The 14957-nt window shown below is 71.0% G+C and carries 13 protein-coding genes; 8 read left to right on the top strand and 5 right to left on the bottom strand.

From position 1 onward, the window contains the following. The first annotated feature begins 19 nt into the window (after window positions 1-19). The gene (locus tag UYS_RS0210970) at window positions 20-904 is read left to right on the top strand and encodes an aldo/keto reductase (RefSeq protein ID WP_026068497.1); all 885 of its coding nucleotides are present in this window, start codon (window positions 20-22) and stop codon (window positions 902-904) included. 28 nt (window positions 905-932) lie between these two features. Here the strand turns inward: UYS_RS0210970 and UYS_RS0210965 are convergent, their stop codons facing one another. Together UYS_RS0210965 and nfi are read right to left on the bottom strand one after the other, a co-directional pair. Then, window positions 933-1496: a DUF1415 domain-containing protein gene (locus tag UYS_RS0210965; RefSeq protein WP_016855554.1), complete on the bottom strand. Its 564-nt coding sequence runs from the start codon at window positions 1494-1496 to the stop codon at window positions 933-935. A 64-nt stretch (window positions 1497-1560) separates the two neighbouring features. Then, the gene (gene nfi / locus UYS_RS0210960; RefSeq protein ID WP_016855553.1) at window positions 1561-2259 is read right to left on the bottom strand and encodes a deoxyribonuclease V; all 699 of its coding nucleotides are present in this window, start codon (window positions 2257-2259) and stop codon (window positions 1561-1563) included. A gap of 256 nt (window positions 2260-2515) precedes the next feature. Here nfi and UYS_RS0210955 point away from each other — a divergent pair, with 256 nt between their 5' ends. The 3 genes from UYS_RS0210955 to UYS_RS0210945 are packed head-to-tail and all read left to right on the top strand — an operon-like array spanning window position 2516 to window position 8026. Then, complete coding sequence (locus tag UYS_RS0210955; protein WP_016855552.1) at window positions 2516-3826, top strand: exonuclease SbcCD subunit D; 1311 nt, start codon at window positions 2516-2518, stop codon at window positions 3824-3826. After that, the gene (locus UYS_RS0210950; protein WP_016855551.1) at window positions 3823-7128 is read left to right on the top strand and encodes an AAA family ATPase; all 3306 of its coding nucleotides are present in this window, start codon (window positions 3823-3825) and stop codon (window positions 7126-7128) included. The genes UYS_RS0210955 and UYS_RS0210950 overlap by 4 nt, the downstream gene beginning before the upstream one ends. Window positions 7129-7165: 37 nt before the next feature. Then, window positions 7166-8026, top strand: coding sequence for an SDR family oxidoreductase (locus UYS_RS0210945; RefSeq protein ID WP_016855550.1), 861 nt, complete (start codon window positions 7166-7168; stop codon window positions 8024-8026). Between the two features lie 235 nt (window positions 8027-8261). Here the strand turns inward: UYS_RS0210945 and UYS_RS0210940 are convergent, their stop codons facing one another. Continuing rightward, a complete protein-coding gene (locus UYS_RS0210940) occupies window positions 8262-8792 on the bottom strand; it encodes a DUF3455 domain-containing protein (protein WP_016855549.1) in 531 nt (176 codons plus the stop codon). A gap of 382 nt (window positions 8793-9174) precedes the next feature. Between UYS_RS0210940 and UYS_RS0210935 the strand changes: the two genes are divergently transcribed. The 4 genes from UYS_RS0210935 to UYS_RS0210920 all read left to right on the top strand — a co-directional run bounded on the left by UYS_RS0210935 (window position 9175) and on the right by UYS_RS0210920 (window position 12570). Continuing rightward, the gene (locus tag UYS_RS0210935) at window positions 9175-9741 is read left to right on the top strand and encodes a putative antibiotic biosynthesis monooxygenase (protein WP_016855548.1); all 567 of its coding nucleotides are present in this window, start codon (window positions 9175-9177) and stop codon (window positions 9739-9741) included. Window positions 9742-9849: 108 nt separating this feature from the next. Continuing rightward, the gene (gene argE, locus UYS_RS0210930) at window positions 9850-11007 is read left to right on the top strand and encodes an acetylornithine deacetylase (protein ID WP_016855547.1); all 1158 of its coding nucleotides are present in this window, start codon (window positions 9850-9852) and stop codon (window positions 11005-11007) included. A 1-nt stretch (window position 11008) separates the two neighbouring features. Beyond that, on the top strand, window positions 11009-11743 hold the full coding sequence (locus UYS_RS0210925) for a glutamine amidotransferase (protein WP_016855546.1): 735 nt from the start codon (window positions 11009-11011) through the stop codon (window positions 11741-11743). A 71-nt stretch (window positions 11744-11814) separates the two neighbouring features. Continuing rightward, the gene (locus UYS_RS0210920; protein WP_026068495.1) at window positions 11815-12570 is read left to right on the top strand and encodes a FadR/GntR family transcriptional regulator; all 756 of its coding nucleotides are present in this window, start codon (window positions 11815-11817) and stop codon (window positions 12568-12570) included. Between the two features lie 272 nt (window positions 12571-12842). On the opposite strand, the gene UYS_RS0210915 is transcribed toward UYS_RS0210920, so the two are convergent. Together UYS_RS0210915 and UYS_RS17310 are read right to left on the bottom strand one after the other, a co-directional pair. Then, on the bottom strand, window positions 12843-13814 hold the full coding sequence (locus tag UYS_RS0210915) for a Gfo/Idh/MocA family protein (RefSeq protein ID WP_016855544.1): 972 nt from the start codon (window positions 13812-13814) through the stop codon (window positions 12843-12845). A 128-nt stretch (window positions 13815-13942) separates the two neighbouring features. Further along, a complete protein-coding gene (locus tag UYS_RS17310; RefSeq protein WP_040478289.1) occupies window positions 13943-14947 on the bottom strand; it encodes a DMT family transporter in 1005 nt (334 codons plus the stop codon). Window positions 14948-14957 lie beyond the last annotated feature (10 nt).

The following is a 14957-nucleotide window of genomic DNA, read 5'->3' as shown; positions in this document are numbered from 1 at the left end:
AAAAAAGATAGGAAGCGCCATGACACAACCCGCTCGCGTCACCCTGCCGGCCACCGCTCACGAGCCGGCCGTGGAACTGCCCGCCATCGGTCAGGGCACCTGGTTCATGGGCGAAGGCCCCGCTTCCCGCGCCGACGAGGTCCGCGCCCTGCAGCTGGGCCTGGACCTGGGCATGACGCTGATCGACACCGCCGAGATGTACGCCGACGGCGGCGCCGAGAAGGTCGTCGGCGAGGCCCTGGCCGGGCGTCGCGACGAGGCCTTCCTGGTCTCCAAGGTCTATCCCTGGAACGCCGGGCGCGACACGGCCATCGCCGCCTGCGAGGCGACCCTCGAGCGCCTGGGCACCGACCACCTGGATCTCTACCTGCTGCACTGGCCCGGCGGCATCCCCATCGACGAGACCCTGGAGGCCTTCGAGCGGCTGCGCGAGGCCGGCAAGATCCGCCGCTTCGGCGTCTCCAACTTCGACGTCGACGACATGGAGACCCTCTACGCACGCCCCGGCGGCAGCGACTGCGCCGTCAACCAGGTGCTCTACCATCTGGGCTCGCGCGGCATCGAGCACGCCCTGCGTCCCTGGCAGCGCCAGCAGGGCATGCCGCTGATGGGCTACTGCCCGCTGGCCCGTGCCGGCCGACTGCAGCAGGACCCGCTCAGCAATCAGGTGGTCAACGCCCTGGCCGCCGAGCAGGGCCTCACGCCGGCCCAGCTGCTGCTGGCCTGGGCGATCCGCCCGGTCGACGGCCTGCGCGACCTGATCGCCACGCCCAAGGCCGTCCAGCCCGACCACGTCCGCGACAACGCCGCCGTGCTCCAGGCCACCCTCGACGACCAGGCCATAGACCGCCTGGAGGCCGAATTCCCGGCCCCGTTCGCCAAGGAAGCGCTGGACGTGGTCTGAGGCGCGGCTAGCGCGACGGGCATCGGAGCTAGCCCTGCCCCGATGCCCCGCGCAGCGCCGCCAGCGAGGCGGCCAGGGCGTCGTGGCCCCTGCGCTCCATCAGCGCTGCGTTGCGCTCGGGGATGGCCTCGGGGTCCGGATAGTGCGCCAGCGCTCGCTCCAGCCCGGCCTCGCGGATCAGGTGCCACATCGGCCAGGGCGAGCGATTGGTGAAGTTGCGCGGCGAATCCTCGGCCTCGCCCTCGAACTCGTAGTCCGGGTGGAAGCTCGCGATCTGATAGACGCCCTCGTAGCCCTGCTCCTCCAGCAGCGCCTCGGCCATGCCCAGCGCATCCAGGTAGTCGTCGAAGTCCGCCAGGCCCTCGCTCAGCACCATCAGCGTGGTCTCGGTTCCGGCATGCTCGTCGAGGTGCCAGCACTCCTCCATCAGCCTCATCAGCGCGGCCGCGGGATCGGTGGCATCCACCTCGACGTAGCGGATGCTGTCGCGGGCCACCTCGCGGCCGGCGAAGGGGCACACCTCGAGGCCGACCACGAAGGTCTCGACCCAGGCACGGGTGGCCGCAAGGGGGCTGGGGGCAGAAGCGCTCATGTCGGGCATCCAGATAGAGAAGAAAGGGGCGCCATGGTCGGCTGCCCGGCCAGGGATGGCAAGCTCAGCGCCGTGTCTGATCCCGCCGCGACGCCAGGCTATCGGCCAGCCGCGTCGGCTCAGGCAGCTTGGTGCGCCCCAGGCAGGCCAGCGTCCAGTCAAGCGCCGTGGCCAGCGACAGCCGATGCCCCGGCGAGACGAACACCGGCTTCACGCCCCGCCGCGAGCGCAGCACCGTGCCGATCGTCTCCTCGCCGCCGGGGCCCTTGTCGACCAGCGGCGTGCCGTCGCCCCGCTCCGGACCCGGCTCGTCGTGGCGACCGCACAGCCGTTTCTTGGCCACGCCGATGGTCGGCAGATCGAGCCACAGCCCCAGGTGGCTGGCCACGCCCAGCCGGCGTGGATGGGCGATGCCCTGGCCGTCGACCATCACCAGCTGCGGCCGGGTGACTAGCCCCTCGAAGGCCGCGAGTGCCGCCGGCACCTCGCGAAACGACAGCAGCCCCGGCACATAGGGCATGCGCGTCGGCTCGCGGTGTACCGCCTGCTCGACCACCTCGAAGGCGCCCTCGCCCGTCGGCGGCCAGGCCAGCACCACCACCGCGGCGCGGGTGATCTCGCCCCCCTGCTCGAAGCCGATATCCACCCCGGCGATGCGGCTCACCGCCTCCAGGCGATCCTCGCGCTCCACTCGCCCGGCCAGGCGCCGCTGCAGCGCGATGGCCTCGGTGGGGGAAAGGTTCCAGTCGTGCAGTTCGATCATCGAAAAACTCGGAATATCAAAGTGGACATCACGCGGGGCGCCGGTGACAGGTCGCAGAGGGGGTTTTTGGCCAGGGATGGCCAAAGTAGCGCCCAAGGATGGGTTCATAGCGCCCCTCGCAGACCTGTCGCCGGATCAGCCCCGCACCGGGTGGATATCGGGAAGCCACTGATCGCTCAAGGCGCTCCCTGATGTGTCGGCGGCGCTCGGGTTAGACTAGGCCTTTTCGACCGTGTGACGGAACACCGGGGACGCCATGCTGAGACTGATCCACACCGCCGACTGGCACCTGGGCCAGAGCTTCCACGGCCAGGAGCGCCATGAGGAGCACCGCGCCTTCCTGAGCTGGCTGCTCGATACCCTGGTCGAACGCGAGGCCGACGCCCTGCTGGTGGCCGGCGATATCTTCGACGTGGTCAATCCCTCGCTGCGCGCCCAGGAACTGCTCTTCGACTTCATCGTCGGCGCCCACGAGCGGCTGCCTACCCTCGACATCGTGCTGATCGCCGGCAACCACGACAGCGGCAACCGCATCGAGCTGCCCGCCCCGCTGATGCAGCGCCTGCGCACCCACGCCCGGGGCCGGGTACGCTGGCTCGACGACGGCCGCCTCGACGCCGAACGCCTGCTGGTGCCGCTCGCCGACGCCAGCGGCGAGACCCGCGCCTGGTGCCTGGCGCTGCCCTTCCTGCGCCCCGCCGAGGTCACCGGCCAGATGGCCCGTGAAGACCAAGACGGGGACGGTGAGGAAGCGCCCAACGACTACGTCGCCGGCATCAACCGCGTCCATCGCGAGCTGATCGACGCCGCCCGCGAGCGTCGCGGCGACGGCCAGGCGCTGGTCGCCATGAGCCACGCCCACCTGCACGGCGCCGCCGTGTCCGAGGCCAGCGAGCGGCCGATCGTGATCGGCGGCGAGGAGTCGATCTCCGCCGCCCTGTTCCCCGACGACATCGCCTACGTGGCGCTGGGCCACCTGCATCGCGCACAAAGGGTCGGCGAGGCGCGCATCCGCTACAGCGGCAGCCCCTTGCCGCTGGACTTCAGCGAGCTCAACTACGCCCACCAGGTGGTCGAGGCGACCATCGACGGCGAGCGGCTGGCCGGGGTCGAGTCCCTGCCCGTGCCGCGCCCGGTGGCCATGCATCGGCTCGGCCCCGCGCCGCTCGACGCCGTGCTGGCCGAGCTGGAGGCGCTGGAGCTCGATGCCGATCTGCCGAGAGAGCGCTGGCCCTGGCTGGAGCTCGATGCCGATCTGCCGAGAGAGCGCTGGCCCTGGCTGGAGCTGCGCGTCGAGCTGGAGGCGCCGATGCCCGACCTGCGCGCCCGGGTCGATGCCGCCCTCGAGGGCAAGCCGCTGCGCCTGCTGCGCCTCGAGCGCCGCCTGCCTAAGGTCGCGGCCGAAAACGCCCCCGAGCGCGTCGACCTCGAGACCCTCGGCCCCCGCCGGCTGTTCGAGCGCACCTGGCAGGGCCGCTGGGGCGAGCCGCCGGACGACGACATCCTGGCCGACTTCGACCGGCTGCGTCAGGACGTGCTGGACGCCGGCGAGGAGGACTCCGCATGAAGATCCTCGCCCTGCGCCTGGCCAACCTGGCCTCGATTCCCGGGCCGCTTGCGCTCGATTTCACCGCAGCGCCACTCAGCGATGCCGGGCTTTTCGCCATCACCGGCCCCACCGGCGCCGGCAAGAGCACCCTGCTCGACGCCCTGTGCCTGGCGCTGTACGGCGGCACGCCCCGGCTGCGCCAGGCCCCCGGCCGCGAGGCGCCGCTGCCTGACGTCGGCGACGCCACCCTCAACACCGCCGACCCGCGCACCCTGCTGCGCCGCGGCACGGCCAGCGGCTTCGCCGAGGTCGACTTCCTCGGCCGCGACGGCCGCCGCTATCGCGCCCGCTGGGCGGTGCGCCGCGCCCGCGAGAAGGCCAGCGGCCGCCTGCAGGCGGTCGATCAGTCGCTGCGCGACCTCGATGACGACCGCCTGCTGACCAACCAGAAGCGCGAGTTCGACCGCCTGCTGCCGGAGTGCCTGGGCCTGACCTTCGAGCAGTTCACCCGCGCCGTACTGCTGGCCCAGAGCGAATTCGCCGCCTTCCTCAAGGCCGACGACAACGAGCGCAGCGATCTGCTGGAGCGGCTGACCGGCACCACTGAATACTCCGCCATCTCCATGGCCGCCTACCGCCGCGCCAGCGACGCCAGGAAGGCCGTGGAGAAGATCGAGGCCCGGCTCGCCGACGACCTGCCCGCCGAGCCCGAGGCCCGCGCCGAGCTCGAACAGGCCACCGAGGCCACCCAGCGAGCGCTTACCGACCTGCAGAAGCGCTCGGAATCGCTCCAGACCGAGCAGCGCTGGCACGACCAGGACGACCGACTGCGCCACGCCTTCGTTGAGGGCCAGCGCCGCCAGCAGAGCGCTGAGGAACGCTGGCAATCGCTGGCGCCGGCCCGGGAGGATCAGGCCTGGCGGCGGGTGATCCTGCCCCAGCGTCATCGGCTGACGCGCCAGTCCGAGCTGCCCGGCGAGCTCGAGGCGCTTGAAGCGGCTCACGCCGAGACGAAGCGAACGCTTACCGACGCCGAGCGTGCGCAGACACAGGCCCGGGGCGCCAGCGAGGCCGCCGAAAAGACGCTGGCGGACGCCACCGAGGCACGCCGGCAGGCCGAGCCCGCGCTGCGCGAGGCACGCGAACTGGCCCAGCGCCTTGCGACCCAGGACCAGCAGCTGGCAGAGCTCGAGCACACCCATGAGGAGCGCCGTCGACGCGCCGCCGCCCTCGCCGAGCAGCGGCGCCAGGCCGACGCGGCCCACTCCCAGCGCCGCGAGCAGCGCGACCGCTGGCACGCCGCCCTGGAGCGCCTGATCGGCGACCATGACGGCCTGGACAGCGCCCGACAGACCGCCCAGCGGGCCCACGATACGGCGGCCCAGCGCCGGCTCGGGCTAAGCGAGCTGCACGGTCAGTGGCAGGAAGCCTGCCGCGCCGAACAGGCCCATCAGACGCTGAAGACGCGCCTGGCAGACCACGAGCAGCGGCTCGAGGCACTGCTCGGCCGAGGCCAGGCCGCCCGACAGCGCCTCGACGACGCCGAGCGCCACCTCTCTAGCATTCAGGCGTTCGTCGAGCGCAGCCGCGCCGTGCGCAGCGAGAGCGTCATCCACCTGCGCGAGGGCCTCACGGATGGCGCGCCCTGCCCGGTGTGCGGCGGGCTCGAGCATCCCTGGCGTCACCGGCCGCCCGCTTCGCCGGAGGCCGCCCAGCTCGCCGCCCAGCAGGCGGAGGAGAATCGCCAGCTGGCACAGGCGCAGGACCAGCACGACCGGGCCTACCAGCAGCGACATGACATCGAAGGCGAATACCGCGCCCTGAAGGCCTCGGTGACCCAGCAGCGCGAGGACCTCGGCAACGCCGACCGGCAGCGCACCGAGACGCAGCGGACGCTGGACGCGCATCCGCTGCAGCCGGAGCTTTCCGCCATCGCCGCCGAGGAGCGCGAGGCCTGGCTAAACCATCAGCGACAGGCCAGCGAGGACCAACGGGCCGAGCAACGACGCGTCCTCGACGAGCTGTCCCGGGCCGAGGCCGAACTCGCCCCGCTGAACCAGGCGCTGCATCAGGACGAGATCGAGCTCGCCCGGCTCGGCTCCCAGCAGAGCGAGCTCGAACAGGAACTCGCCGGGCTGGCCGAACGGCTGCCGCCTCTTCGCCAGGCACGCGATGCCCTGGCCGCCGACCTACGCGCCCGCCTCGGCGAGCACGCCTCGCCGGACGCCTGGCAGCAGCACCTCGACGCTCGCCAGCAGGCCGCCACCACCGCACGAGACGCGGCCCTGGCCCGCTATCACGAAACACAGACCGAGCATCAGCGCCTCGCCCAGCAGGCGACCCACGAGGTCGAGCGGCTCGAGGCGCTGCGCCGCGAGCGCGACGCCCTCGCCGCCGAGCTGGCCGAGTGGCGCCGGATGCATCCCGAGCTGGACGACGCCACTCTTGCCCGGCTGCTGGCCCAGTCCGACGACGAGGCCGAGCGCCAGCGGCAACAGCTGGAAGACGCCGACCAGGCCCGCCAGCAGGCCGCCGCCGCCCTCAGGGAACGCCGCCAGGCGCTGATCGATCATCGCCGCGAACAGGCGCTGGTCGAGGCCGACGACGGCGAGCCGGCGCTGCTCGACGCCCCCGCCGAGGCCGAGATCGCCCGTCGCCGCGAGGCCCTGGGTGAAGAGCGCGAGGCCCTCACCCCGCGGCTTAACGCCGCCCAGCAGCAGCGTGACGAGGCCGCCCACGCCCTGCACGACGACGACCGCCGGCGGCGGCGCCAGCAGGACGCCCAGGCCGAGCTCGAGGCGGCGCGGGCCGAGCATCGCCGCTGGGGCCGCATCAGCGAGCTGATCGGCTCCGCCGACGGCAAGGCGTTCCGGCGCATCGCCCAGGCCTACAACCTGGAGCAGCTGCTGGAGCATGCCAACGCGCACCTCGGCGGGCTGTCGCGGCGCTACCGGCTGGTGCGCGGCGGCAGCGAGCTCGGGCTGCTGGTGGTCGACCACGACATGGGCGACGAGCGTCGCTCGGTGCACTCGCTGTCCGGCGGCGAGACCTTCCTGGTCTCGCTGGCCCTGGCGCTGGGGCTCGCCTCCATGGCCTCCGGCGAGCTCACCATCGAATCGCTGTTCATCGACGAGGGCTTCGGCAGCCTCGACCCGCAGTCGCTGGCGCTGGCCATGGAGGCCCTGGACGGCCTGCAGGCACTGGGCCGCCGCGTCGGGGTGATCTCCCACGTGCAGGAGATGCACGAGCGCATCCCGGTGCAGATCCGCGTCGAGCCGCTGGGCAACGGCACCAGCCAGGCGCGGCTGGTCGGCGGCTAGCGATCAAGAGACACATGAAAGGGAAGGAGACACGAGGATGCCGGAAGGCCAAGAGACGACGCGCAGCCTGCTGATCACCGGCTGTTCCAGCGGGATCGGCCATGCCGCGGCCCATGCCATGGCCAGGCGCGGCTGGCGGGTCTTCGCGACAGCAAGAGCCGCCGAGGACGTCTCGCGCCTCGAGGAGGAGGGCCTGGAGGCCCTGCGACTGGATCTGGCCGACAGCGCCTCGATCGAGGCCGCGGTGGACGCGGTGCACGAGCGCACCGGCGGGCGGCTGACGGCGCTGTTCAACAACGGCGCCTACGGCCAGCCCGGCGCGGTGGAGGACCTGAGCCGGGACGTGCTGCGCGAACAGCTCGAGACCAACCTGCTCGGCACCCACGAGCTCACCACTCGAGTGCTGCCGATGATGCGCGCCCAGGGCCACGGGCGCATCGTGCACAACAGCTCGGTGCTGGGCTTCGCCGCCCTGCCCTATCGCGGCGCCTATGTGTGCTCCAAGTTCGCCCTCGAGGGCCTGACCGATACCCTGCGTCAGGAGCTCACCGGCAGCGGCATCCACGTCAGCCTGATCCAGCCCGGCCCCATCGCCAGCCGCTTCCGCGAGAACGCCTATCGCGCCTACCGGGCCAACATCGACGCCGCCCGCAGCGCCCACGCCGACACCTACGTGAAGGTGGAGGCACGCCTTTCCAGCGAGGACGGCAAGGGGGCCTTCACCCTCGGCCCCGAGGCGGTCGTCGACAAGCTGATCCACGCCCTCGAGCACCGGCGCCCGAAGCCCCGCTACGCCGTGACCGTCCCCACCCACCTGTTCGCCGCGCTCAAGCGTGTGCTCAGCACCCGAGGCATGGATCGGGTGCTGCTGCGGGCGACGAGAAACGAGCGGGAGTGAGTCGCCAGGCATTCCTCATTGGCGGTCTGCCGTGTTGGGGGCCACTGGCCATCTGCCGGCCTCGAAGATGGCTCGGTTCGGACACCGCCGCGGGGGTTTCCGAGGGAATCCTCGTGAGGCCTGGATACCGCAGGTGCTGCGCTTGTGGCGTGGATTCAGGGGCACAACTGCCCGGCAAGCGACGCCCCCACCCGGCTCGGGCGGGGGCGTCGCGGTGCTCGCCGTTCGCTGGGTACTAGCTTGCTTTCCAGAAAAGGTAATCCGCCTGGTAGTTGACGATTTCTGTGGCTCCCGCGTTGTCTGCCGAACAAGCTGAATCCGGCGCCACCCCGCCTTGAGTGTTGAGACGCTGGACATAGGTCACGCCGGTCATCGCACCTTCTCCCATCGCGGGGTTCGCCTCGACGAGTTGGAAGGGAATGTTGCCATCCCCGCCGGGCGCGGTGGCCAGCTGGGTACCGGTGATCTTCGAGCCATCACTCGCCTCCCAGGTGGCGGGCGGGCCATAGTAGGAGCCGACCTGTTCGTCGCCGTCCATGAGCATGGCATCGGGCCCTTTGAAGACCCAGCCCATGGCGCCATCCTCTCTTGTTTCACAGGCGTAGGTGATTTCGCCCTTCCCGACGGTCTCGAGGAAGACCGTGTTGCCTGCCGGGACCGCGACCTCTTCGGGAGCCTCCATGCCCGCGAAGGCGGAAGAAGCCCCCAGTGCCATGCTCATCGCTACAACGAAACCCATTCCCGCTTGTGTTGAGTAGACGTTCATGTCTCTCTCCATTGTTGACGGCTGCAGAAGGTGTTGCGTGGATAGATACGCCGTGCGGCCGTGCCGGGTTTCGCTTTTTCTCGGTTTTTTTGACATGGCGATGGTGGCTCCCTCATAGACAGGTGGAGGACACGGCCTGGAGCCGCGGCGGATGCCCCTGTCATGCGGCGATGCGCGCCGGCACCGGCATGGTGCATGTTCTCCAGCAGCCCCCCTATCTCGCACCAAAATAGACCATCATGCTGGCTCAAGACCCGAAAGCCACACAATCTGTCTATTTCCTCCCGAATGACATAAGATTCCTCCCGGCAGCGGATGTACCCGATCCGCCGTTTCTTCGGCGGCCCTTACCCGGGCCAACGAGTTCATCAGGAGAACCACCATGTCCTCTGATCCCGTCACTCTGATGGTGGCGCGCCGCGTGGCCAGCGGCCGCTATCGCGACTTCATGCGCTGGCTCGAGGAAGGCCGCGAACTGGCCTCCGACTTCGGCGGCTACCTCGGCTCCGGCGTGCTGGCACCGCCCCCCGGCGACGACGAATACCAGATCATCTTCCGCTTCCGCGACGCCGAGACCCTGGCGACCTGGGAGCATTCCGCCTCGCGCCGGGCCTGGCTGGCCCGCGGCCAGGGCCTCTTCGACGCGCCCCACGAGCACCGCGCCACCGGCCTGGACCGCTGGTTCCAGCCAGCCGGCAGCCCCGCGCCGCCGCGCTGGAAACAGGCCATCGCCATCTGGCTGGCGTTCTTCCCGGTCTCGCTGGCCTTCCAGATCCTGTTCGGCGACGCCCTGGCCACGCTGCCGCTGGTGCCGAGGGTGCTGGCCAGCACCCTGATGCTGACCCCGGTGATGGTGTTCCTCTTCATCCCGCTGTCGACGCGGCTGCTCGGCCCCTGGCTGCGCGGCGAGCCGCTGCGCGCGCCGCGGCTGCGGCGTCGCTCGACCTGAGCGGCGAAGCGCCTCTTTTCTGCCCTCTCTCATGCCACCGCGACCATCCCTCGGGTCCGGGCGGCGTGATAGGCTAGGCGGCGACGTCACCCTGCTTCGGAGCCGACCATGACCGCCGCCCAGTTCCTCGAGAGACTGGTGGGCTTTCCCACCGTGTCCCGCGACTCCAACCTGGACCTGATCGCCTTCATCGAGGCCTGGCTCGACGACCATGGCGTCGAGCACTGGCGCGTCGACAGCGACGACGGCACCAGGGCCAACCTGCTGGCCCGCATCGGCCCGGCGGTCGAGGGCGGCGTGGTGCTCTCCGGCCATACCGACGTGGTGCCGGTGGACGGCCAGCCCTGGTCGACCGATCCCTTCACCCTGACCGACAAGGGCGACGGCCGCCTCTACGGCCGCGGCACCTGCGACATGAAGGCCTTCATCGCCTGCGCCCTGGCCGAGGTGCCGCGCTGGGTCGAGCTCGAGCTGGAAAAGCCGCTCTATCTGGCCTTCTCCTACGACGAGGAGATCGGCTGCGTCGGCGCACCGCGCATGATCGAGCGGCTGATGGCCGACCATCCGCGTCCGGCGGCGGTGTTCGTCGGCGAGCCGACGCTGATGGAGCCGGTGGTCGCCCACAAGGGCGCCACCAACCTGCGCACCACCGTCACCGGCCGCGCCTCGCACTCCAGCCAGATCCACCAGGGCGTCTCGGCGATCCACGTCGCCGCCCGGCTGGTGACCTTCATCGAGGACGTGATGAGCGAGCTGCGCGCCGAGGGCCGCGTCGACGAGGCCTTCAACGTGGTCCACTCCAGCCTGCACGTGGGCAAGATCCAGGGCGGCACCGCCATCAACATCATGGCCCGGGAGTGCAGCTTCGAGTGGGAGATCCGCCACCTGCCGTCGGACCGCTTCGAGGACCTGGTCGGCCGCGTCGAGGCCTACGCCGAGACGCTGCAGGCCGAGATGCGCGAGCGCGCCCCGGACGCCGGCATCCACACCGAGCGGCTCAACGTCACGGTGCCGGCGCTGGCCGACGACAACAACGCCGAGGTGCTCACGCTCTGCCGCGAGCTGGTCGGCGAGGCGCCGGCCGGGGCCGTGGCCTACGCCACCGAGGCCGGCCAGTTCCAGCGCGCCGGCCTGCCCACGGTGATCTGCGGCCCGGGCAGCATCAGCCAGGCCCACCAGCCCGACGAGTACCTGGAGATCGCGCAGCTGGAGGCCGGCTCGGCCTTCATGCGCGCCCTGGGTCAGCGACTGGCTCGGGGGAACTGAGATGCCGCGACTGCTGATCGTCAAGACCGGCGACGCCTTCGACGATGTGGTCCGCGACCACGGCGACTTCGAGGCGCTGTTCCGCGACCGGCTCGCCCCCGCCTGCGGCGAGTTCACCCTCGAGGTGTTCGATGCCCGCCACGACGGCCCCCCGCCGACGTTGACCGCCGACGATGCCCTGGTGATCACCGGCTCCCACGCCATGGTCAGCGATGCCGAGCCCTGGAGCGAGGCGCTCAAGCCCTGGCTGCGCGAGGCCCGCGAGCGCGGCGTCGCCATGTTCGGCGTCTGCTACGGCCACCAGCTGATGGCCGCGGCCTTCGGCGGCGACAGCGGCTATCATCCCGCGGGCCGCGAGACCGGCACCCACCCCGTGCGGCTGACCGAGGCCGGCCACCGGGACGCCCTGCTGGGCGCGCTGCCCGAGACCTTTCCCGCCCAGCTGACCCACGCCCAGTCGGTGCTCCAGGCACCGCCGGGCACCGAGGTGCTGGCCGTGAACGACCATGATCCCTTCCAGGCGCTGCGCTACGGGCCCCGTCAGTGGAGCGTGCAGTTCCATCCCGAGTTCACCCCGTCGGTGATGCGCGCCTACCTGCGCCATCAGGCCGAGGGGCTGGCCGAGCAGGGCCGCGACCCCGAGGCGCTGCTGGCGGCGGTGTCACCGACGCCGGAGGCCACCTCGCTGCTGGCCCGCTTCTGCGGGCTGCTGGCGGGCGCCGAGGCGGCGTCCTGACACCAAGGTCACATTGATGAAACGTGCAACATAGAACACAATATGTTGAATCTTTACCGGACGCGGGACTCGTGACAGACAAGCAGCGCAAGACATCCCCTCGCCCCAGCGTGGCCGATTTCCTGGCCGAGGCCATCTTCTCCGGCCGCTATCAGCCCGGCGACTTCGTGCCCAAGGAGGTCGACCTCTGCGAGCAGTTCGCCATCAACCGCTCGGCGGTGCGCAGCGACCTGCGCCAGCTGGTGGACGTGGGCATCATCGAGCGCATCTCGGGCCACGGCTCCAAGGTGCGCGAATACGCCGAGTGGAACATCCTCGATCCCCAGGTCACCGACTGGATGACCCGCTACGCCGCGCCCAACCCGGGCATCCAGCGCGAGATCCTGTCGTTTCGCCTCGACGTCGAACCCTATGTGGCGATGACCGCCGCCAAACGCGCCACGGCCCGCGACCTGGTCGCCATCGAGGAAGCCTTCGAGGGCATGGGCCAGAACCTGCACGGCGCCGACGGCCAGGAGGCCCGGCTGCACAGCGACTACGACGTCGCCTTCCACGTCGCCATCTTCAAGGCCACCCACAACATCGTCTGGGCCCAGCTCTCGCACATCCTCAGGCCCTCGATCTACATGCTGGTGGCGGAGTCCAACGTCAGCGCCAGCGACCCCGAGGACAGCCTGGAGCGCCACCGACAGCTGATGGAGAGCATCCGCGCGCGCCAGCCCCGCGAGGCCTTCCTCGCCGCCCAGGCGGTGCTCGCCGGGACCGCCGAGGCGCTGGACATCGAGCCCGGCGACAGCGCCCTGGGCCGCCAGCTCGACCTGGGCTGAGTCCGGCGCGCCCATTCCAACCCAGACCATGCTGCCCCCGGGCATCCATGACGCCTACGTGCAGAGCGTCGACGGCCTCATGCAAAGCAGCAAGGCCCGCGAGGTCGCCTGGTCGACGGAAAGCGCGAGGCCTGAGGCCCTGGCGGGCCGAGAAGGTCGGCATCAGAAACCCCAGAGTGGAAGCGAAACGGGACGGCATGCGCCGTCCCGTTGTTTGTTCAGTGGGCTGCCGACCGATCAGCCGAGCGATCGCCACCGGCTGAGCGAACGCCTCAACCCTCGAACGGCTCGACGCTCTCGCGGCGACCATAGAGGAAGGCGTCCGCCACCTGGCGCAGCGGGGCGACGTCGACCTCGGAGCGACCGGCGGCGGCCAGCTCGGCGAAGCGCGCGTAGAGCCCGGCGTATTCCTGGCCGACCATGGCGGCCAGCCGTGAGGGCTCGTCGTTGCCGTCGCCGGTGGGCGCGTCCACCACCACCTCGTCGTCGATCAGCAGGCGATTGCCGCCGTGGGTCAGCCGCAGCTGGCCGGCGTCGTTCGCGACGCGCACCTCCCAGGTGACCTCGCCGGCCTGGCGGAAGTCGAAGTCGGCGGCGATCGGCGTCTCCTCGGCATCCATGAAGGCCAGCTCAGCGGCGATCGGCGTCTGGCAGTTGGCCGGCACCACGAGGGTCGCCTGGCGCAGGAAGAACGGCCGCGGCAGCACCCGGGTGGCCACCGAGAGGGCGTTGATGCCGGGGTCGAAGACGCCCATGCCGCCGGGCGCCCACAGCCAGTCCTGACCGGGATGCCAGACATGCACGTCCTCCTTCCACTCGATCTCGACGCCGAGGATGCGGCGCTCGGCCAGCCTCTCGCGCGCCGCGGCCACGCCGCCGGCGTGCTGGGAGTGCCAGGCGGCGAACAGCGTGCCGGGGCTGCGCTCGGCCAGCTCGACCAGCGCCGCGACCTCGCTCAGCGTGGCGCCGGGCGGCTTCTCCAGCAGCACGTGCTTGCCGGCCTCCAGAGCCAGCCGTGCCTGGGCGTAGCGCAGGTGGGTCGGGGTGCAGATGGCCACGGCGTCGAGGTCGGGCTCGGCGGCGAGCATCGCCTCCAGCGACGCATGGTGCGGCAGGCCGTCGATGCCGGCCATGGGGTCGGCCCCGGCCACCAGCTGCAGGGTCGGATTGGCCTGGATGGCCGGCAGATGCTGGTCCCGGGCGATCTTGCCGAGACCCACGAGACCGATGGAAAGCGAAGACATGGCGATTCCTGACGGATGGCTGACGAAGTGCGGACCATATCAGAGCAAATGTCACACATATAGCGCCCGCCGCCACACCGGTCGGCCGAGGCCACATGGCCCTGCGAGGCTACCGCCGGCAGCCGGGCTCAGCGCGGCCCGTCGCTCCGGCGTACGCCGGGCGGACCCACCGCGGGCTCGGCGGCGGCATCGGGCCCGCCCTCGGCGGCGGCCTCCAGCACCTCCCGCGAATCCGGCGCGCCGGCGGCGGCCTTCTGCCGCTGGCGACGCAGGTCGCGCAGGGTGCTGATCAGCATCGCGGCCACGATCAGACCGCCACCGATGAAGGCGGCCACGGTCGGCACCTCGCCGACCCAGAGCCACACCAGCAGGGTGCCGACCAGGGTCTCGAGCAGCATCACCAGGCTGACCTCGGCGCCCGGCAGGTAGCGCGGTCCGGTCTGGATGCCGAAGTAGGCGACCGTCAGCAGCGCGCCCATCGCCAGCAGGTATTGCATGTCCGCCGCCGACGGCAACTGCACGCCGCCCAGCAACGCGCCGGGCACCAGCATGGCCAGGCAGCCCAGCGGCAGGATGACGGTGGTGTCGACGCCGCGCCGGGACTGGCTCTTCTGGGCGCTGGCCACGGTGGTGTTGATGGCGATACACAGCGGCACTCCCAAGGCCACCACGAGCCCCAAGGGGTTGCCGCTGCCGATCTCGCCGCTGGCCATCAGGCAGGCCCCGGCCACGCAGACCACGATCACCACCCAGGTCTGCCGGCGCAGCCGCTCGCCGAAGACCCACCAGCCGATCAGCGCGGCGACCAGCGGCGCCAGGTTCATCATCACCAGCACGTTGCCGGCGGCGGTCAGCCGGACGCCGATGACGAAGGCCCAGGCGCTGCCGGCGAAGGCCAGCGGGCACCACCAGGCCGCGGGACCGCAGGCCTTCACCGCCGCCGGCAGCTCACGCCCGTAGCGCCACCAGGCCACGCCCAGCAGGGCGACGCCGAGCAGCAGACCGCGCCAGAACATGAAGGTGGCCACGTCCACCGTGGTGGCCTTGACCAGCAGCGCATCCGGCGACAGGAACAGCACGCCTGTCATGGTGATCAGATAGCCCCGCAGGCGAAACGGCAAACGTGACCACATCGTCGCTCTC

Origin of the sequence: Halomonas smyrnensis AAD6 (assembly GCF_000265245.1) — a bacterium.
In the GTDB taxonomy this organism is placed as follows: domain Bacteria; phylum Pseudomonadota; class Gammaproteobacteria; order Pseudomonadales; family Halomonadaceae; genus Halomonas; species Halomonas smyrnensis.
This window is presented reverse-complemented; position numbering and strand designations above follow the sequence as displayed.

Excerpts from the sequence above, each read along its gene's own strand:
- nfi (WP_016855553.1), bottom strand. The coding sequence starts at position 2,259 with ATGATCGAACTGCACGACTGGAACCTTTCCCCCACCGAGGCCATCGCG.
- argE (WP_016855547.1), top strand. The coding sequence starts at position 9,850 with ATGACCGCCGCCCAGTTCCTCGAGAGACTGGTGGGCTTTCCCACCGTG.
- UYS_RS0210970 (WP_026068497.1), top strand. The coding sequence starts at position 20 with ATGACACAACCCGCTCGCGTCACCCTGCCGGCCACCGCTCACGAGCCG.
- UYS_RS0210965 (WP_016855554.1), bottom strand. The coding sequence starts at position 1,496 with ATGAGCGCTTCTGCCCCCAGCCCCCTTGCGGCCACCCGTGCCTGGGTC.
- UYS_RS0210940 (WP_016855549.1), bottom strand. The coding sequence starts at position 8,792 with ATGAACGTCTACTCAACACAAGCGGGAATGGGTTTCGTTGTAGCGATG.
- UYS_RS0210945 (WP_016855550.1), top strand. The coding sequence starts at position 7,166 with ATGCCGGAAGGCCAAGAGACGACGCGCAGCCTGCTGATCACCGGCTGT.
- UYS_RS0210925 (WP_016855546.1), top strand. The coding sequence starts at position 11,009 with ATGCCGCGACTGCTGATCGTCAAGACCGGCGACGCCTTCGACGATGTG.
- UYS_RS0210915 (WP_016855544.1), bottom strand. The coding sequence starts at position 13,814 with ATGTCTTCGCTTTCCATCGGTCTCGTGGGTCTCGGCAAGATCGCCCGG.
- UYS_RS17310 (WP_040478289.1), bottom strand. The coding sequence starts at position 14,947 with ATGTGGTCACGTTTGCCGTTTCGCCTGCGGGGCTATCTGATCACCATG.
- UYS_RS0210955 (WP_016855552.1), top strand. The coding sequence starts at position 2,516 with ATGCTGAGACTGATCCACACCGCCGACTGGCACCTGGGCCAGAGCTTC.
- UYS_RS0210950 (WP_016855551.1), top strand. The coding sequence starts at position 3,823 with ATGAAGATCCTCGCCCTGCGCCTGGCCAACCTGGCCTCGATTCCCGGG.
- UYS_RS0210935 (WP_016855548.1), top strand. The coding sequence starts at position 9,175 with ATGTCCTCTGATCCCGTCACTCTGATGGTGGCGCGCCGCGTGGCCAGC.